This window comes from Streptomyces sp. NPDC034085, from assembly GCF_055575555.1.
This window is the reverse complement of sequence record NZ_JBVISL010000016.1, coordinates 29945-46679: the sequence shown is the minus strand read 5'-3', so window position 1 is coordinate 46679 and position 16735 is coordinate 29945. Positions and strand designations below refer to the sequence as shown.

Below are 16735 nucleotides of genomic sequence, written 5' to 3'. Positions count from 1 at the left end.
CGGGGCAAGCCGTGCCCGCGATCCGGATACGGGGGCTACCCCCAGTGCGGGCCGTCCGGCCGGTTCCTACGGTGGCCGCATGACAGAGCTCAAGAAGGAACTCGCCGCCACGCTGGAGGCCCGGCGGGAGCTCGGGCCCGAGTACGAGGCCGCGCTCGTGGACTCCTTCGTGGACAAGGTCGACACCCAGGTGCGGCGCAGGCTCGCCGAGGAGCGGCTGCGCACGGCGCGCGACGGGGACGGGGGCACGGCCGCCGTGGCCGCCTTCGGGGAGCGCTTCGGCTTCGCCGTGGTGACCCTGGTCCTCGCGATCCCCCTGTCGGCGATCGGCGCCGCCCAGGCGGGCATCGGCGGCCTGCTGGTGGCCTGGGCGGGCGTCCTGGGCGTGAACCTCGCCCACACGGCCCGCCTGCGCCGTCCCGCGCACGACCCCCTGGGCTGAGGCGGACGCCCGTCGCCCGAACGGTACGGGGGCGACACGCGGGCGCAGCACGGGCTTAACACGGCCGCGGCACAGTAGGGGACGTCGGCGCGGGAAGCCCGGAGACCCGGACCCCCGGCCGACGCCGTACGGCGCCTGCGCACCCCGGAGCGGCTCCCGGAGCGCGCCGGCGCACGGACGCGGACGGCCCGTCGGCCCGTGTCCCGGGCGGGGACCGCCGTCGTCCCGCCCCCCGGCCCGCCGGGGGTGCGGCGGCCCCCGCCTCCCGCGGTGACTAGGCCGTCTTGGCCAGGAACGCCAGCAGGTCCTGGCGGCTCACCACACCGGTCGGCTTGCCCTCGACCAGCACGATCGCCGCGTCGGCCTCGCCCAGCACCGCCATCAGCTCGGACACCGGCTCACCGGAGCCGACCTGCGGCAGCGGCGCGCTCATGTGCTTCTCCAGCGGATCGCCGAGCGAGGCCCGCTGCGCGAACAGCGCCGCGAGGAGCTCCTTCTCCACGACCGAGCCGATGACCTCCGCCGCCATCACGTCCGGGTGGCCGGCGCCCGGCTTGACGATCGGCATCTGCGACACGCCGTACTCGCGCAGCACCTCGATGGCCTGGCCGACGGTCTCCTCCGGGTGCATGTGGACGAGCGACGGGATGCCGCCCTCCTTGTCCGCGAGGACGTCACCGATGCGGGCGGCCGGGCCGGCCTCCTCCAGGAAGCCGTGGCCGGCCATCCACTCATCACTGAAGATCTTGCTCATGTAGCCGCGGCCGCTGTCCGGCAGCAGGACGACGACCACGTCGTCCGGGCCCAGCCCCTCGGCGGCGCGCAGCGCGGCGACGACCGCCATGCCGCAGGAACCGCCGACCAGCAGGCCCTCCTCCTTCGCCAGGCGGCGGGTCATCTGGAAGGAGTCCTTGTCGGACACCGCGATGATCTCGTCGGTGACGTCCGGGTCGTAGGCGGTCGGCCAGAAGTCCTCGCCGACGCCCTCGACCAGGTACGGCCGGCCGCTGCCGCCGGAGTAGACCGAACCCTCCGGGTCCGCGCCGATGACCTTGACCTTCCCGCCGCTGACCTCCTTCAGGTAGTTGCCGGTGCCGGAGATCGTGCCGCCGGTGCCGACGCCCGCCACGAAGTGCGTGATCTTCCCGTCCGTCTGCTCCCACAGCTCGGGACCGGTGGTCTCGTAGTGCGAACGGGGGTTGTTCGGGTTGCTGTACTGGTCCGGCTTCCAGGCGCCCGGGGTCTCGCGCACGAGGCGGTCGGAGACGTTGTAGTACGAGTCCGGGTGCTCGGGGTCGACGGCGGTCGGGCAGACCACGACCTCGGCGCCGTACGCGCGCAGCACGTTGATCTTGTCGAGGGACACCTTGTCAGGGCACACGAAGATGCACTTGTAGCCCTTCTGCTGGGCCACGATGGCGAGTCCGACGCCGGTGTTGCCGCTGGTGGGCTCCACGATGGTGCCACCGGGCTTGAGGGCACCGCTCTGCTCGGCGGCCTCGATCATCCGTACGGCGATCCGGTCCTTCACGGAACCGCCGGGATTGAAGTACTCGACCTTGGCAAGCACGGTGGCCTGCAGGCCTTCGGTCACGCGGTTGAGCTTCACCAGCGGGGTGTTGCCGACGAGGCTGATCATCGAGTCGTGGAATTGCACCATGTTCTCCAGGAAGGGGACTCCACGGGTTCTCCGGGAGGTGCGGCCAGAGTATGCGGAAAGGGATTGGCCGACCGGCACTACGGGGCAGGTAGGTCAACACGACGGAGGAGGTGGCTCGAAGGGTGTCCAGGGCGAGGACGGCCCGCCGGATCGCGGCGGGGGCGGCGTACGGCGGTGGCGGACTCGGGCTGGTCGGGGTCGCCGCCTTCGGGCTGGTGCTGGCGGAGGTGCAGTTCGCGAAGCGCACGGTGGGCACCGGACTGGGTGATCCGCCGCGCGCCGACGGCCTCTACGGGAGCGAGTTCAGCGGGCCGGAGCTGAGCCCGGGGCCGCTGCGCATGGGCATGCTGGGCGACTCCACGGCGGCCGGACTGGGCGTACGGCGGGCCCGCCAGACGCCGGCCGCGCTGCTGGCGTCCGGGCTGGCGGCGGTGGCCGAGCGGCCGGTGGAGCTGCGCAACGTGGCGCTGTCGGGGGCCATGTCGGACGACCTCGACCGTCAGGTGAGCCTGCTGCTGGAGGGGAACGCGCCGCCGCCGGACGTCTGCGTGATCATCATCGGCGCGAACGACGTGACCCGGCGGATGCCGCTCACGCAGTCGGTGCGCCTGCTGACGGCGGCCGTACGCCGGCTGCGGCTCGCGGGCTCCGAGGTGGTCGTCGGCACCTGCCCCGACCTGGGCACGATCGAGCCGGTGTACCAGCCGCTGCGGTGGATGGCCCGCCGGGTGTCACGGCAGCTGGCGGCGGCGCAGACCATCGGCGTGGTCGCCCTGGGGGCCCGCACGATCTCGATGGGGGACCTGCTGGGCCCGGAGTTCGCGGCGAACCCGCGCGAGATGTTCGGCCCGGACTCCTACCACCCCTCGGCGGAGGGGTACGCGACGGCCGCGATGGCCGTGCTCCCGACGCTGTGCGCGGCGCTGGGGCTGTGGCCGGGGTCGGACCGGCTGGACGTCTCGCGGGACGAGGACATGCTGCTGGTGGCGAAGGCGGCGTCGGCGGCCGCGGGGGAACCGGGTACGGAGGTCACGCCGGCCCGCGGCCCGTGGGCCCTGCTCAAGCACCGCCGCCGCCGGCGCCTCCCGGAGGCCGAAACCCCGTCCCCGGCCCCGGCCGAGGAATCCGCGTAACCCTGCGTGTACCGCGCGGCGGGACAACCCACCCTCGGGGCCACCCCGCAGGGGTCCGGGGCGCAGCCCCGGGGGGTCCGGGGCGCAGCCCCGGGGGGTCCGGGGCGCAGCCCCGGGGGGTCCGGGGCGCAGCCCCGGGGGGTCCGGGGCGCAGCCCCGGGGAACGGGCGAAGGGCGGGGAGGGGCAAGGGCACCGCGCAGCGGTCCGCCACCCGCACCCGACGGCCCCGCCCCAGCAGCGGCACGCTCCCGCGGCACCGCGCCGGGCGAGCGGTGCGTTAAAAAGGAGTGCGGCATCACACACCGACCCCGGTGACCTCGACCGTACGGGGCGGTAACTTCGCATGCGGTCCCGCAACGACGCACCCCCTTGGAGTCCCGATGCCCGAAGCCGTCATCGTTTCCACCGCCCGCTCCCCCATCGGGCGCGCCGGCAAGGGTTCGCTCAAGGACGTCCGCCCGGACGACCTGACCGCCACCATCATCCAGGCCGCCCTCGCCAAGATCCCCTCCCTGGACCCGCGCGACATCGACGACCTGATGCTCGGCTGCGGCCTCCCCGGCGGGGAGCAGGGCCACAACCTGGCCCGCATCGTCGCGGTGCAGATGGGCATGGACTACCTGCCCGGCACCACGATCACCCGTTACTGCTCCTCCTCCCTCCAGACCTCCCGCATGGCGCTGCACGCCATCAAGGCGGGCGAGGGCGACGTCTTCATCTCCGCGGGCGTCGAGACGGTGTCCCGGTTCGCCAAGGGCTCCTCGGACGGCCTGCCGGACACCCACAACCCGCTCTTCGCGGACGCCGAGGCCCGGACCGCCGCCGTCGCCGCGAGCGAGGGCAGCGACTGGCACGACCCGCGCGAGGACGGCCTGATCCCCGACGCCTACATCTCCATGGGGCAGACCGCCGAGAACCTGGCCCGCCTCAAGGGCGTGACCCGCCGGGACATGGACGAGTTCGGCGTCCGCTCGCAGAACCTCGCCGAGGCCGCCATCAAGAACGGCTTCTGGGAGCGCGAGATCACCCCGGTCACCACCCCGGACGGCACGGTGGTCAGCCAGGACGACGGCCCGCGCGCCGGGGTCACCCTGGAGGGCGTGGAGGGCCTCAAGCCCGTCTTCCGCCCCGACGGCCTGGTCACGGCCGGCAACTGCTGCCCGCTGAACGACGGCGCGGCCGCGCTCGTCATCATGAGCGACACCAAGGCGCGCGAGCTGGGCCTGACCCCGCTCGCCCGGATCGTGTCCACCGGCGTCACCGCCCTGTCCCCGGAGATCATGGGCCTCGGCCCGGTCGAGGCCTCCAAGCAGGCGCTGAAGCGGGCCGGCCTGACCGTCGGCGACATCGACCTGTTCGAGATCAACGAGGCCTTCGCCGCCCAGGTCATCCCGTCCTACCGCGACCTGGAGATCCCGCTCGACAAGCTGAACGTCAACGGCGGGGCCATCGCCGTCGGTCACCCGTTCGGGATGACCGGTGCCCGTATCACCGGCACCCTGATCAACAGCCTCCAGTTCCACGACAAGCAGTTCGGCCTGGAGACGATGTGCGTCGGAGGCGGCCAGGGCATGGCCATGGTGATCGAGCGCCTGTCGTAGCGGCGAACGGCCCGGCGAATCGAGCGGGGCCCCCAGTCCCCGCAAGGGATCCTCGAGATCCGTACGCTCTACTGACGGCGGTTTCCAATCCCGTCGCGGCCGACCTGTGACCGAATCTCCCCCAGGATGTGACCTTTGTCCTGGGGGAGCGGCATTTGCCCAGGTCAGAAGCTTTCCCCCTTGGTCCGCAAGGACGAAAGACCTGTCCAATTCATGACGTAATGCACTGCACGCCATTCACAGCACGGGACAAGCTGATGTAGGAAGTCGGGGGATCGAATCAACCAGGAGTTAGTCAGTGAGCGCCATGTCTCTTGCCCTGCTGCTGACCACGGCCGCTGCCACGGCCGTGGGCGCTGCTGCGCTGCACGCCGTCCACGGACTGCGCAAGCAGGTCACCGCCCTGCGCGGTGAGCTGGCGGTGTCGGCCCACCCGCGCGCCGCGACCGTTCCGCACGCCCGCAGCGCGGCGGCGTCCCCCGCCGCCGAGATACGAGCCGCCGTGGCCGAGGCCCTCGCCGAGGAGCGCGAGCGCGAGCTGGCCGAAGCGCGGGCCTTCTGGGCCGCGCAGGAGGCCCGCGACGCCGCCGACGCTCCTTCGCTGCTGGGCGGCCTGCCCGGCCTCGGTGAGGACAGCCCGGTCTTCCTGCCCCGACAGGCGGACCTGGTCGGCCTGGAGCCGGTCCTGGGCGACGACCTCGCCGACGAGTACCAGGAGTACGCCGAGGATTCCGCCGAGCTCGCCGCGGCCCGCCGCCGCCACCCCTCGCACCCCGACTTCGTCCCGGTCCAGCCGAACCCCGGCGCCGACCACGAGCGCACCGTCAGCCGCCTGGAGGAGCTCGCGGAGGCCCGTACGGCCCTCGCGGACGTCCGGCCCGGCCCCCTGGGCACCCTCGACGTGTACGTCTTCACCGACGGCACCACGCTGTGCATGACCCCGGGCCACCGGGAGACGGCGGAGCGCCTCGCGGAGGCCCTGCGCTCGGGCACCGCCCCGGTCCTGCTGGGCGGCTCGGGCATCTCCGGCGCCTACGCGCTGACGTTCTCCTGCGGCGACGCCGAGGACCCCGACAGCAACGTCTACATCCTCGCGGACCGCGTCATCGCATCGCTCTGATCTCGGCCTGCTCCACCAGCGCCACGGCCTCGTCCAGCATCTCGGACGGGGCCTTCGCGCCGTCCGCGTCCCGGTCCGCCGCCGCGGCGCGCAGCGCTTCGGCGAGGTCCAGGCCGGCCACCGCCACCTGGTCCCCGACGACGAAGAGGCCCGCGTCCGGCATCACGCGCGCCGGAGCCGCCCCGTGCGGGTCCTCCAGCCGCTGTGCCCGCAGCGCGAGCTCCCGGGCCAGCTGGAGGGCCTCCGCGGCGGCGCCCCGCTGGAGCCGGCTCTGCGGGGCGGCCCGCAGCCGGTCGGCGAAGCGCTCCACGGCGGCGTTCAGGGGTGAGGTATCGAGCACCCGGCCGACCTTACGCGCCGCCCCGGCGCCATTGCCAACGGGCTGACTCTGCGGCACGGTGACGTGAAGGGAACAGCACGGCGACACCCCCCGGAGGCGCCCATGTCCGTAGAGTTCTCCGAGCAGACCCACCGCAACATGATCGACAGAATCCCCCAGACCACCGGTCGTGAGATCTCCGACTGGCTCCGGACCGTCGACGAGGGCCCCTCCCTCGTCCGCTTCGAGGAGAAGGTCAGCTGGCTGCTCGGCGCGCACGACCTGTCGTACGGCCAGGCCAAGGCGATCATCCACGAGCACGGCCTGCGCAGAGCCGCCCGCAGGTTCGGCTGAGAGTTCCCCGGTCCCCCTCCCCGGACGGGCCCAGGACGCGGGAAGGCCCCGCGAGCGGTCCGCTCGCGGGGCCTTCCCTTGCTCTGCCGGTACGGCTAGTCGTCGCCGGAGAGGATCTGGAACAGGCGCAGCAGCTCCAGGTAGATCCACACCAGGGTCAGCGTGAGGCCGAAGGCCGCCAGCCAGGCCTCCTCGCGCGGGGCGCCGTACGCCACGCCGTCCTCGACCTGCTTGAAGTCCATGGCGAGGAAGCAGGCGCCGAGGATGACGCCGACGATGCCGAAGACGATGCCGAGCGGGCCGCTGCGGAAGCCGAGGCCGTCACCGCCGCCGAACAGCATGAACAGCGAGTTCGCCAGCATGAGCAGGACGAAGCCGAGGGCCGCGGCCATCACGAAGCCGGTGAAGCGGCGGGTGACGCGGATCCAGCGCATCTTGTATGCCACGAGCACCGCGGCGAAGACGCACATCGTGCCGAGCACGGCCTGGACGACCACGCCGGGGCTGATGTAGGTGCTGGTCACCATGCTGATGACGCCGAGGAAGACGCCCTCGAACGCCGCGTAGCCGAGGATCAGCGCCGGCGTCGGCTTGCGCTTGAAGCTCTGGACCATGGCGAGCACGAACGCGACGAGCGCCGAGCCGACGGCGACGCCGTACGACTTGCCGACGTTCGCCGGGTCGACGGGCAGGGCGAGCCAGGCGATGGTCGCGGTGACGATCAGGGTGCCGAGCGTCATGGCCGTACGGGTCACGACGTCGTCGATGGTCATCGCGTTGCCGCGGACCGGGGCCGCCGGCATGCCGGTGACCGGGTCGGTGGCGTAAGGATTCGTCGCGTACGGGTTGGTCGCGGTCCCGGCCTGCGCGTGCTGCGCCTCGAAGCCCGCGTAGCCGCCGTTGTCGCGGCTGAACCCCCGTCGCGAGAAGACCGGGTTACTGCTCCTCATCTCACTCCTCCATGGCCACCGTGCGCAGCCTTGCTTCAAGAGTAATGCGCTCGCAAAGAAAGCACCCTACTGCTGGAGGAGGATCTTAGGAGAAGGCGCGGCGAACCGCTGAGGATAAACCGAAGAGCCGCTGAAGTGCCCGGAGCCGGACTTGAACCGGCACGACCCGAGGGCCAGCGAGGTTTAAGCTCGCCGTGTCTGCATTCCACCATCCGGGCAAGGCGCGGCGGGCCCCGTGGAAAAGCCTTGAACGCAGTGATGAGCCTATCCGGAACACCTCGGCCGACCGAGGGCCCTCTATCCGATGTTGTCTGATTTTATTGGCGATTGAGGGGGCGTCAGACCCGATAAGTCACGGTCGGCACTGTTCCGGAGGATGCTCCGCCCCGCCCCGGGATTGACCTGATTCCGCTGCCCCCCGCCACCCCGTCCGCCACCCCGGGCCACCCCACGGACGGCCCCCCGCGCAAGCCCCGTCGCCGCCCCCTCTGTCATACCAAAGGAGGAGGCCCGGCCGCCTCCGGTCAGACTCCAGTGGGCCGTCGAACGGGCACCTCGGCTGATCCCCGGCGGGGGTGCCGCCGGTGAGGATGGAAAGGTCCCGCCCCACCGCAGCACCCGTTCGACAGGAGTCCCCCCGTGACCGCCATGAACTACGCCCAGCAGCGCACCGCACAGGCCGTGGCCGCCCGCGCCACGCAGCTCTCCAAGGTGTACGGCCAGGGCGAGACCCAGGTGGTCGCGCTGGACAACGTCTCCGTCGACTTCACCCAGGGCCAGTTCACCGCGATCATGGGCCCCTCCGGCTCCGGCAAGTCCACGCTGATGCACTGCGTGGCCGGACTCGACACCTTCTCCTCCGGCTCCGTCCGCATCGGCGACACCGAGCTGGGCTCCCTGAAGGACAAGCAGCTGACGCAGCTGCGCCGGGACAAGATCGGCTTCATCTTCCAGGCCTTCAACCTGCTGCCGACCCTGACCGCCCTGGAGAACATCACCCTCCCCATGGACATCGCCGGCCGCAAGGCCGACAAGCAGTGGCTGGACACCGTCGTGGACATGGTCGGCCTCTCCGGCCGCCTCTCCCACCGCCCCACGCAGCTCTCCGGCGGCCAGCAGCAGCGCGTGGCCGTGGCCCGCGCCCTGGCCGCCCGCCCCGAGATCATCTTCGGTGACGAGCCCACCGGAAACCTCGACTCCCGTTCCGGCGCCGAGGTCCTCGGCTTCCTGCGCAACTCGGTGCGCGAGCTCGGCCAGACCGTCGTGATGGTCACCCACGACGCGGTCGCCGCCTCGTACGCGGACCGCGTCATCTTCCTCGCCGACGGCCGCATCGTCGACGAGATGTACGGGCCCACCGCCGACGGCGTGCTCGACCGGATGAAGGCCTTCGACGCCAAGGGCCGCACCAGCTGACCCGGAGCCGGACCGCCCCGAGCCGGACCGCCCGCTCCGCGGAGCTCCCGCAGCCCTCCTCACCGACCTCCAGCCCCAGGACCGATATCCCCATGTTCCGTACCGCCCTGCGCAACGTCCTCGCGCACAAGGCCCGGCTGCTGATGACGGTGCTCGCCGTCACCCTCGGCGTCGCCTTCGTCTCCGGCACCCTCGTCTTCACCGACACCCTCAGCAAGGCCCTCTCCGGCCAGTCCGCCAAGAGCTACAGCGGCGTCGCCGTCTCCGTCACCTCCTACGGCCAGGCCCGCGCCGAGGACGGCCGGAAGGAGGGCGACCCCGGCATCAGCCAGCAGACCCTGGACAAGGTGAAGGCCGTCAAGGGCGTCGGCTCGGTCTCCGGCCGCGTCTCCGGCTTCGCCGGCGTCGGCGACGAGAACGGCAAGCTGATCGGTTCCGGCTGGGCCAACAAGGGCTCCAACCACGCCCCCGGCAAGGACGGCAAGGACCCCCGCTACGCCTACACCGACGGCACCGGCCCGGTCAGGGACGACCAGATCGCCCTCGACCGGGAGACCGCCGTCAAGGGCGGCTACCACGTGGGCGACAAGGTCCGCGTCGCCACCAACGGCCCGGTCCGCGAGTTCACCCTCGCCGGCGTCTTCACCACCGAGGACGGCGCCGTCAACGCCGGCGGCAGCCTCGTCCTGTTCGACACCAAGGTCGCCCAGGAGCTCTACCTCCAGCCCGGCTTCTACGACGAGCTGTCGGTCGCCGCCGCCCCCGGCGCCTCCGCCGACCAGCTGCTCTCCGACATCAAGCCGCTGGTCGACGGCAAGACCACCAAGGCCCAGACCGGCGCCGCGCTCGCCGCCGAGCAGGCCAAGGACATCGAGAAGGGGATGAGCAGCATGAGCACCATGCTGCTCGCCTTCGCCGGCATCTCCCTCTTCGTCGGTGTCTTCCTGATCTACAACACCTTCACCATGCTGGTCGCCCAGCGCACCAAGGAGCTGGCCCTGCTGCGCGCCGTCGGCGCCAACCGCGGCCAGGTCATCCGCTCGGTGCTCGCCGAGGCCCTGGTCGTCGGCGCCCTCTCGGCCGTCATCGGCCTGGCCGGCGGCGTCGGCCTCGCGGTCGGCATGCGCTCGGTGATGGACTCCATCGGCGCCAAGATCCCCGCCGGGGACCTGGTCGTCGCCCCGGCCACGATCGTCGCGGCCCTGGTCATCGGCGTCCTCGTCACCACCCTCGCCGCCCTGCTGCCCGCCTGGCGCACCGGCCGCATCGCCCCGGTCGCCGCCATGGGCAGCGCCCACCTGCCGGCCTCCGCCAAGTCCCTCCTGGTGCGCAACGTCCTCGGCTCCCTGATCAGCCTCGCAGGCATCGGCGTCGTCTTCCTCGGCGTCTCCATGGGCGGGGACGGCCGCATGGTCATCGGCGCCGGCGCCGCCCTGATGCTCATCGGCATGATCGTGCTGCTGCCGCTGCTCTCCCAGCCGGTCATCGCCGCCGTCCGCCCGCTGCTCCAGAAGGTCTTCGGCGTCCCCGGCAAGCTCGCCGCGCAGAACGCCGTGCGCAACCCGCGCCGCACCGCCGTCACCGCCGCCTCCCTGGCGATCGGCCTGACCCTCGTCACCACCATGTCCGTGCTCGGCGTCACCATGGGCCGGGCCGTGGACCGGATGAGCACCGACAAGCTGAAGGCCGACTACAAGGTCACCATGTCCGGCGGCAACGGCAGCCTGGACAAGTCGGTGGCCGAGACCCTGGCCAAGGCCCCCGGCGTCAAGGCGGTCTCCCCGCAGGCCGACGGCTACTTCAAGACCGGCGACACCTTCCGCGCCGCCTCCGGCGTCAACCCGGCCGCCATCGGCGAGCTGCTGAACATCCAGGTCGTCAGCGGCTCCCTGGACAGCCTCGGCCGGGGCGAGGTCGCCGTCGCCGAGAGCACCGCGAAGAAGCAGAAGCTCACCGTCGGCGCCGCCCTCCCCGCCCAGTTCGAGGACGGCCAGAAGGCCACCCTGAAGGTCGGCGCCGTCTACAAGGACCTGGAGGGCCTGCTCTCCCCGTACGTCCTCGACAACAAGGTCCTCGGCGCGCACACCGACCAGCAGTACATCCGCGAGGTCTACGTCAACACCACCGGCGGCCAGTCCAAGGCGAGCCAGCAGGCCGTCATCGACGCCCTCGGCAAGAACCCGGCGATGACCGTCGCCACCCAGCAGGACATGCGCAACGAGATGGGCGGCATGATCAACACGATGCTGAACATCATGTACGGGCTGCTCGGCATGGCGCTGATCATCTCGGTGCTCGGCGTGGTCAACACCCTGGCGATGTCGGTCTTCGAACGGACCCAGGAGATCGGCATGCTGCGGGCGATCGGCCTCGACCGGGCCCGGGTCAAGAACATGATCCGCCTGGAGTCCGTGGTCATCTCGCTCTTCGGCGCGGTCCTCGGCATCGGCATCGGCGTCTTCCTCGCCTGGGCCGTCGGCTCCACCGTCGAGAAGGCGGTGCCGAACTACGAACTGGTCCTGCCCTACGACCGGATCGGCGTCTTCCTCCTGCTCGCCGCCGTCGTCGGCGTCCTGGCCGCCATGTGGCCGGCCCGCAGCGCCGCCCGGCTGAACATGCTGACCGCCATCAAGACGGAGTAGCGGACCGCGCAGCGCACACACGGAAGGGCCCCGGGGCACAAGCCCCGGGGCCCTTCCCGCTCTCGATGCGTACGGGGCTACCCGCCCCAGACCCGAGCCCGCAGCGGCATCCCCGAGACCCCTCCGTCCCCGGGCCGTACCGCCAGCACCTGGTTGACCCCCAGGCGGTTCCGCTCGAAGCCGAGCGCGGAGGCCGCCATGTACAGCAGCCACACCCGGGCCCGTCCCGGCGAGGTGAGCCGGACGGCCTCGTCCCAGTGCTCCTCCAGGCGCGCCACCCAGGCCCGCAGGGTCAGCGCGTAGTGCTCGCGCAGCGCCTCCACGTCGCGCACCTCGAAGCCGGCCCGCTCCAGCTCTCCGACGGTGGTGCCGATCGGGGACAGCTCCCCGTCGGGGAAGACGTACGCGTCGATGAACTCGTCGACCCGGTACGCCTCCTCGTGGGGCTCCGGGGGCCGCGCGATCTGGTGGTTGAGCAGCCGGCCGCCGGGGGCCAGCAGGGCGTGCAGGATCCGGGCGTACTCGCGGTAGCGCGCGGCGCCCACGTGCTCGGCCATGCCGATCGAGGAAATGGCGTCGTACGGGCCGTCCTTGACGTCCCGGTAGTCCTGCACCCGGATGTCGACCCGGTCGGTCAGCCCCTCCTCGGCGATCCGCTTGCGGGCGTAGGCGGCCTGCTCGCGCGAGAGGGTGATGCCGGTGACCCGGACGCCGTACTCGCGGGCCGCGTGCAGGGCCATCGAGCCCCAGCCGCAGCCGACGTCCAGGAGCCGCTCCCCCGGCTTCAGGCCGAGCTTGCGGCAGACCAGGTCGAGCTTGTCCCGCTGGGCGTCCTCGAGGGTGCCGTCCGGGGTCCAGTAGGCGCAGGAGTACACCATCGAGGGGCCGAGGACCCGCTCGTAGAACTCGTTGCCCACGTCGTAGTGGTGGCTGATCGCCTCGCTGTCGCGCCTCTTCGAGTGCCGCGGGCCGCCGCGGCGGACGGCCTCCTCCGGCGGCGGCGCGGGCGCGGGCCACGGCCGCGCCAGGCCCACGAGCTCGCGTACGGCGGCCCGTGCCGCCGGGTCGCGCAGGAGCGCGGCCGTCCCGGCGGAGACCGGACCGCGGGCGGGCAGGTGCGGGCGCAACGAGGCGAGCCCGCCCGGCCCGGTACGGACCGGGGCGGGGGCGTGCTCCCGCTCCCAGAGCAGGCCGGCCACCCGGTCCAGCAGCTCGAAGAGGTCGCCCTCGACGGTCAGCTCCCCGGCCACCCAGGCGCGTGCCAGCCCCAGCTCGCCGGGCTTCCACAGGACCCGGCGCAGGGCGCGCCGGTGGTTGATCACCAGCACGGGGCCGGTCGCGGGGCCGGCCTCGCTGCCGTCCCAGGCCCGTATCCGTACGGGCACGGGGGCGCCCAGCAGGGTTTCGGCAATCGCTGCCAGCCGCGGCGCGGCGTCGGTCATCTCAGGCACCTCCAGAGTTCCGTGGAACGCTTCCCACTTCCCTTCCGGGGCAATCACGGTGCTCCCCCCGCTGTACCGCTCCTCGACCGGGCCTCGAGCCGGCCGTGCAGCTCGGTCCCGGGGCCGGGGCCGGGCATGTGTCCGGGTACGCCGAAGGGGCCGCCCGCACCACGGATGGCGGGCGGCCCCTTCGGGGTCGTACGGGGTGACCTTACGGACCGGTCGGGGTCAGGAGGCCTTGGCCTTCTCGGCCGGGGCGGCAGCGGCGGCCGGAGCCGGCGCCGGCTTGGCGGCCTCGTAGAACTCCTCGCGCGGGGTCTCCAGCGCTCCGAGGGAGACGACCTCGCGCTTGAGGAACATGCCGAGGGTCCAGTCGGCGAAGACGCGGATCTTGCGGTTCCAGGTCGGCATGGCCATGCCGTGGTAGCCACGGTGCATGTACCAGGCGAGCCGGCCCTTGAGCTTGATCTTCATCTTGCCCATGACGATCATCGCGACGCCCTTGTGGAGGCCGAGGCCCGCCACCGCACCCTTGTTGGAGTGGGCGTACTCCTTCTGCGGGAAGCCCCGCATGCCGGAGACCACGTTGTCGCCGAGGACCTTGGCCTGGCGCAGCGCGTGCTGGGCGTTCGGCGGGCACCAGGCGTTCTCGACGCCGGCCTTGCGGGCGGCGACGTCCGGGACCTGGGCGTTGTCGCCGGCGGCCCAGATGTAGTCGCTGCCCTGGACCTGGAGGGTCGGGGCGGTGTCCACGTGGCCGCGCGGGCCCAGCGGCAGGCCGTAGCGGGCCAGCGCCGGGTTCGGCTTGACGCCCGCGGTCCACACGATGGTGTTGGAGTCGACCTCGAGGCCGTTCTTCAGCACCACGTGGCCGTCCACGCAGGAGTCCATGGAGGTGTTGAGGTAGATCTCGATGCCGCGCGACTCGAGGTGCTCCTTGCCCCAGGTGCCGAGCTTGGGCCCGACCTCGGGAAGGATCTTGTCGGCCGCGTCCACCAGGATGAAGCGCATGTCCTCGCGCTTGATCGTGGTGTAGTACTTCGCGGCGTCGCGGGCCATGTCCTCGACCTCGCCGATCGTCTCGGCACCGGCGAAGCCGCCGCCGACGAAGACGAAGGTGAGGGCCTTGCGGCGGACGTTCTCGTCCGTCGTGGACTCCGCCTTGTCGAGCTGCTCGAGGACGTGGTTGCGCAGGCCGATGCCCTCCTCGACGCCCTTCATGCCGATGCCCTGTTCGGCCAGGCCGGGGATCGGGAAGGTGCGGGAGACGGCGCCGAGCGCGATCACCAGGTAGTCGAAGGGCAGCTCGTACGCCTCGCCGACCAGCGGCGTGACGACGGCGACCTTGCGGTCCTGGTCGATGGTGGTGACCCGGCCGGTGAGAACCTCCGCCTTGGGCAGCACGCGTCGCAGCGGGACGACGACGTGCCGAGGCGAGATGCTGCCTGCGGCCACTTCGGGGAGGAAGGGCTGGTAGGTCATGTACGACCGCGGGTCGACGACCGTGACGGTCGCCTCGCCGTAACGCATCTTCTTCATGATGCGCTTGGCTGCGTACAGGCCTACGTACCCACCTCCTACTACGAGGATCCTGGGACGCTCCGTGGTGCTCATGGAACGAGTATCCAGCACCCCAAGGGGTGACGCTCGTGAGCCCCTTCACAAGGTGCCGCAGGGCCTCTGTTACACTGCGCGGCCCGCGTGACCCAGGTCATGGCGCGCAACGGGAACCAACAGGTAACGGGAGTCGTTGTTCACCCGTCCTGAACTGGCCTCCAGGGCCCCAACCGGACTGGACCACTGGGTTTCGTCCATACCTCTGATACGAAACCCGTTGCGGCCGCGCATCGCACAAACAGGTGCTGAAACGGCCCTGCGACCCCCGAAAAGGCCCTGCAGGACCCCCGTGTTGACCTGCCTGAGCCTTTTTCCTTGTGAAGAACTTCACGAACCTCGTTCCGAGAGGGGCACTTCCGGCCTCCCGGAGGCCCCCGCACTGCCCCCGCACTGCCGCCGCACCGGGCCCCCTCCCCCTCCCCACCAGCCGCCCATCGGGCGGAACCCGATGTTCAGCCACACCCCGCACGACACCCGCTGCACGCCCGCCCTCGAACGGCTCGAGGGGGCGCCCCACCGGGGCGCCCCCTCACACGTGCCGCGCCGCGGGTCAGGCCGCGGACCAGGCGATGCCGTCCAGGATGTCGTGCTCCGAGACGACGACCTCGGCGGCTCCGACGCGCTCCATGATCGCGAGCAGGACCAGGGCGCCCGCGCCGATCACGTCGACCCGGCCCGGGTGCATCACCGGGATGGCGGCGCGCTCGGCGTGGGTGGAGGTGAGCATGCGCTCGCTGATCTCGCGGACCTGCTCGTAGGAGATCCGGGAGTGGTGGATCGCCGACCAGTCGTACTCGGCCAGGCCCAGGGCGATCGCCGCGACCGTGGTCACCGAGCCCGCGAGGCCCACCAGGGTGCGGGCCTCGCCCAGCGGGACCGTCTCCGCGGCCAGGTCCAGGGCCGCCTCGATGTCGGCGCGCATGGCGGCGACCTGCGCCGCGGTCGGCGGGTCGGTGACCTCCCCGTCCACCACCAGGTGGCGCTCGGTCATCCGGACGCAGCCCACGTCGACCGAGCGGGCGGCCCGTACGCGGTCCTCGCCGACGACGAACTCGGTCGAGCCGCCGCCGATGTCCACCACCAGGAACGGGCGTTCAAGGTGCTCGTGCGCGACGAGCTCCTTGGTGGCGCCGGTGAAGGAGAACTCCGCCTCCTGGTCGCCGGAGATCACCTCGGGCTCGACGCCGAGGACGTCGAGGACCCCCTGCACGAACTCGTCCCGGTTCTCGGCGTCGCGCGAGGCCGACGTGGCCACGAAGCGGACCCGCTCGGCCCCGAACTCCTTGATCACCCCGGCGTACTCGCGGCAGGCCGCGAAGGTGCGCTCCAGCGCCTCGGGAGCCAGCCGTCCCGTCTTGTCCACGCCCTGCCCGAGCCTGACGATCGTCATCCGGCGGTCGAGCTCGACCAGCTCCCCGGTGGCCGGGTCGCAGTCGGCGACGAGGAGGCGGATGGAGTTCGTACCGCAGTCGATGCCCGCGACCCGGGTCATGCGGACTCCTCCGCCTTCTTCTCCCCGCACGGGGTGACGCAGGGACCCTTGGCCCACCACTCGGGCAGCATGGCCAGCGCCTCGTCGCCGAACGGGTTCACCCCGGGCCCGGCGGCCAGCGAGTGGCCCACCAGGACGTGCAGGCACTTGACCCGGTCCGGCATGCCGCCGGCGCTCGGGAAGCCCTGGAGCACCTCGATGGCGTCGCGGCGCCGGATGTAGTCCTCGTGCGCCTTCCGGTACGCGGCGGCGAGCTCCGGGTCCTCGGCGAGCCGGGCCTGCATCTCCTTCATCACGCCGTTGGCCTCCAGCGTGCCGATAGCGGAGGCCGCGCGCGGGCACGTCAGGTAGTACAGCGTCGGGAACGGGGTGCCGTCGGGCAGTCGGGGTGCGGTCTCCACGACGTCCGGACGGCCGCAGGGGCAGCGGTGCGCGATGGCGCGCAGCCCGCGCGGCGGGCGGCCGAGCTGCTGCTCGAACGCCTCGATGTCCGCGTCGGTCGGCTCGGTCCGGTCGGTCTGGGGCGGGGGAGTCTGCATGCCTGGA

The 16735-nt window shown here is 72.0% G+C and carries 14 protein-coding genes and 1 tRNA gene; 7 read left to right on the top strand and 8 right to left on the bottom strand.

What is annotated here, in order from left to right; genetic code table 11:
• The first annotated feature begins 79 nt into the window (after positions 1–79).
• Positions 80–442 carry a hypothetical protein gene (locus ACZ501_RS33410; protein ID WP_361608963.1) on the top strand — a complete coding sequence of 121 codons (363 nt, stop codon included), beginning with the start codon at positions 80–82 and terminating at the stop codon, positions 440–442.
• 274 nt (positions 443–716) lie between these two features.
• Here the strand turns inward: ACZ501_RS33410 and ACZ501_RS33405 are convergent, their stop codons facing one another.
• Positions 717–2099: a cystathionine beta-synthase gene (locus ACZ501_RS33405; protein ID WP_361608967.1), complete on the bottom strand. Its 1383-nt coding sequence runs from the start codon at positions 2097–2099 to the stop codon at positions 717–719.
• Between the two features lie 125 nt (positions 2100–2224).
• Between ACZ501_RS33405 and ACZ501_RS33400 the strand changes: the two genes are divergently transcribed.
• The 3 genes from ACZ501_RS33400 to ACZ501_RS33390 all read left to right on the top strand — a co-directional run bounded on the left by ACZ501_RS33400 (position 2225) and on the right by ACZ501_RS33390 (position 5957).
• The gene (locus ACZ501_RS33400; protein WP_361608965.1) at positions 2225–3235 is read left to right on the top strand and encodes an SGNH/GDSL hydrolase family protein; all 1011 of its coding nucleotides are present in this window, start codon (positions 2225–2227) and stop codon (positions 3233–3235) included.
• A 381-nt stretch (positions 3236–3616) separates the two neighbouring features.
• Entirely contained in the window at positions 3617–4837 is a 1221-nt protein-coding gene (locus ACZ501_RS33395; RefSeq protein ID WP_361601219.1) for an acetyl-CoA C-acetyltransferase, read from the top strand.
• Positions 4838–5144: 307 nt separating this feature from the next.
• Complete coding sequence (locus ACZ501_RS33390) at positions 5145–5957, top strand: hypothetical protein (protein WP_468800384.1); 813 nt, start codon at positions 5145–5147, stop codon at positions 5955–5957.
• On the opposite strand, the gene ACZ501_RS33385 is transcribed toward ACZ501_RS33390, so the two are convergent.
• Positions 5941–6297, bottom strand: a complete 357-nt coding sequence (locus ACZ501_RS33385) for a hypothetical protein (RefSeq protein ID WP_361601225.1) — start codon at positions 6295–6297, stop codon at positions 5941–5943. The genes ACZ501_RS33390 and ACZ501_RS33385 overlap by 17 nt on opposite strands.
• A gap of 102 nt (positions 6298–6399) precedes the next feature.
• Between ACZ501_RS33385 and ACZ501_RS33380 the strand changes: the two genes are divergently transcribed.
• Positions 6400–6630, top strand: a complete 231-nt coding sequence (locus ACZ501_RS33380) for a DUF4287 domain-containing protein (RefSeq protein ID WP_361601228.1) — start codon at positions 6400–6402, stop codon at positions 6628–6630.
• A 95-nt stretch (positions 6631–6725) separates the two neighbouring features.
• Here the strand turns inward: ACZ501_RS33380 and ACZ501_RS33375 are convergent, their stop codons facing one another.
• Entirely contained in the window at positions 6726–7580 is an 855-nt protein-coding gene (locus ACZ501_RS33375) for a Bax inhibitor-1/YccA family protein (RefSeq protein ID WP_468800317.1), read from the bottom strand.
• Positions 7581–7716: 136 nt separating this feature from the next.
• Positions 7717–7798: transfer RNA gene (locus tag ACZ501_RS33370), tRNA-Leu, on the bottom strand.
• A 430-nt stretch (positions 7799–8228) separates the two neighbouring features.
• Here ACZ501_RS33370 and ACZ501_RS33365 point away from each other — a divergent pair.
• A complete protein-coding gene (locus ACZ501_RS33365) occupies positions 8229–8996 on the top strand; it encodes an ABC transporter ATP-binding protein (RefSeq protein WP_468800382.1) in 768 nt (255 codons plus the stop codon).
• Positions 8997–9088: 92 nt separating this feature from the next.
• The gene (locus ACZ501_RS33360) at positions 9089–11638 is read left to right on the top strand and encodes an ABC transporter permease (protein WP_468800315.1); all 2550 of its coding nucleotides are present in this window, start codon (positions 9089–9091) and stop codon (positions 11636–11638) included.
• A 77-nt stretch (positions 11639–11715) separates the two neighbouring features.
• On the opposite strand, the gene ACZ501_RS33355 is transcribed toward ACZ501_RS33360, so the two are convergent.
• The 4 genes from ACZ501_RS33355 to ACZ501_RS33340 all read right to left on the bottom strand — a co-directional run bounded on the left by ACZ501_RS33355 (position 11716) and on the right by ACZ501_RS33340 (position 16728).
• A complete protein-coding gene (locus ACZ501_RS33355; protein WP_361601237.1) occupies positions 11716–13080 on the bottom strand; it encodes a cyclopropane-fatty-acyl-phospholipid synthase family protein in 1365 nt (454 codons plus the stop codon).
• A 228-nt stretch (positions 13081–13308) separates the two neighbouring features.
• A complete protein-coding gene (locus ACZ501_RS33350; protein ID WP_362459208.1) occupies positions 13309–14694 on the bottom strand; it encodes an NAD(P)/FAD-dependent oxidoreductase in 1386 nt (461 codons plus the stop codon).
• 553 nt (positions 14695–15247) lie between these two features.
• Positions 15248–16189 (bottom strand): Ppx/GppA phosphatase family protein, encoded by a 942-nt coding sequence (locus ACZ501_RS33345; protein WP_361601243.1) that lies wholly within the window; start codon positions 16187–16189, stop codon positions 15248–15250.
• Positions 16186–16728 carry a DUF501 domain-containing protein gene (locus ACZ501_RS33340; protein WP_361601246.1) on the bottom strand — a complete coding sequence of 181 codons (543 nt, stop codon included), beginning with the start codon at positions 16726–16728 and terminating at the stop codon, positions 16186–16188. Before ACZ501_RS33340 ends, ACZ501_RS33345 begins: the two co-directional genes overlap by 4 nt.
• Between the last annotated feature and the right edge of the window lie 7 nt (positions 16729–16735).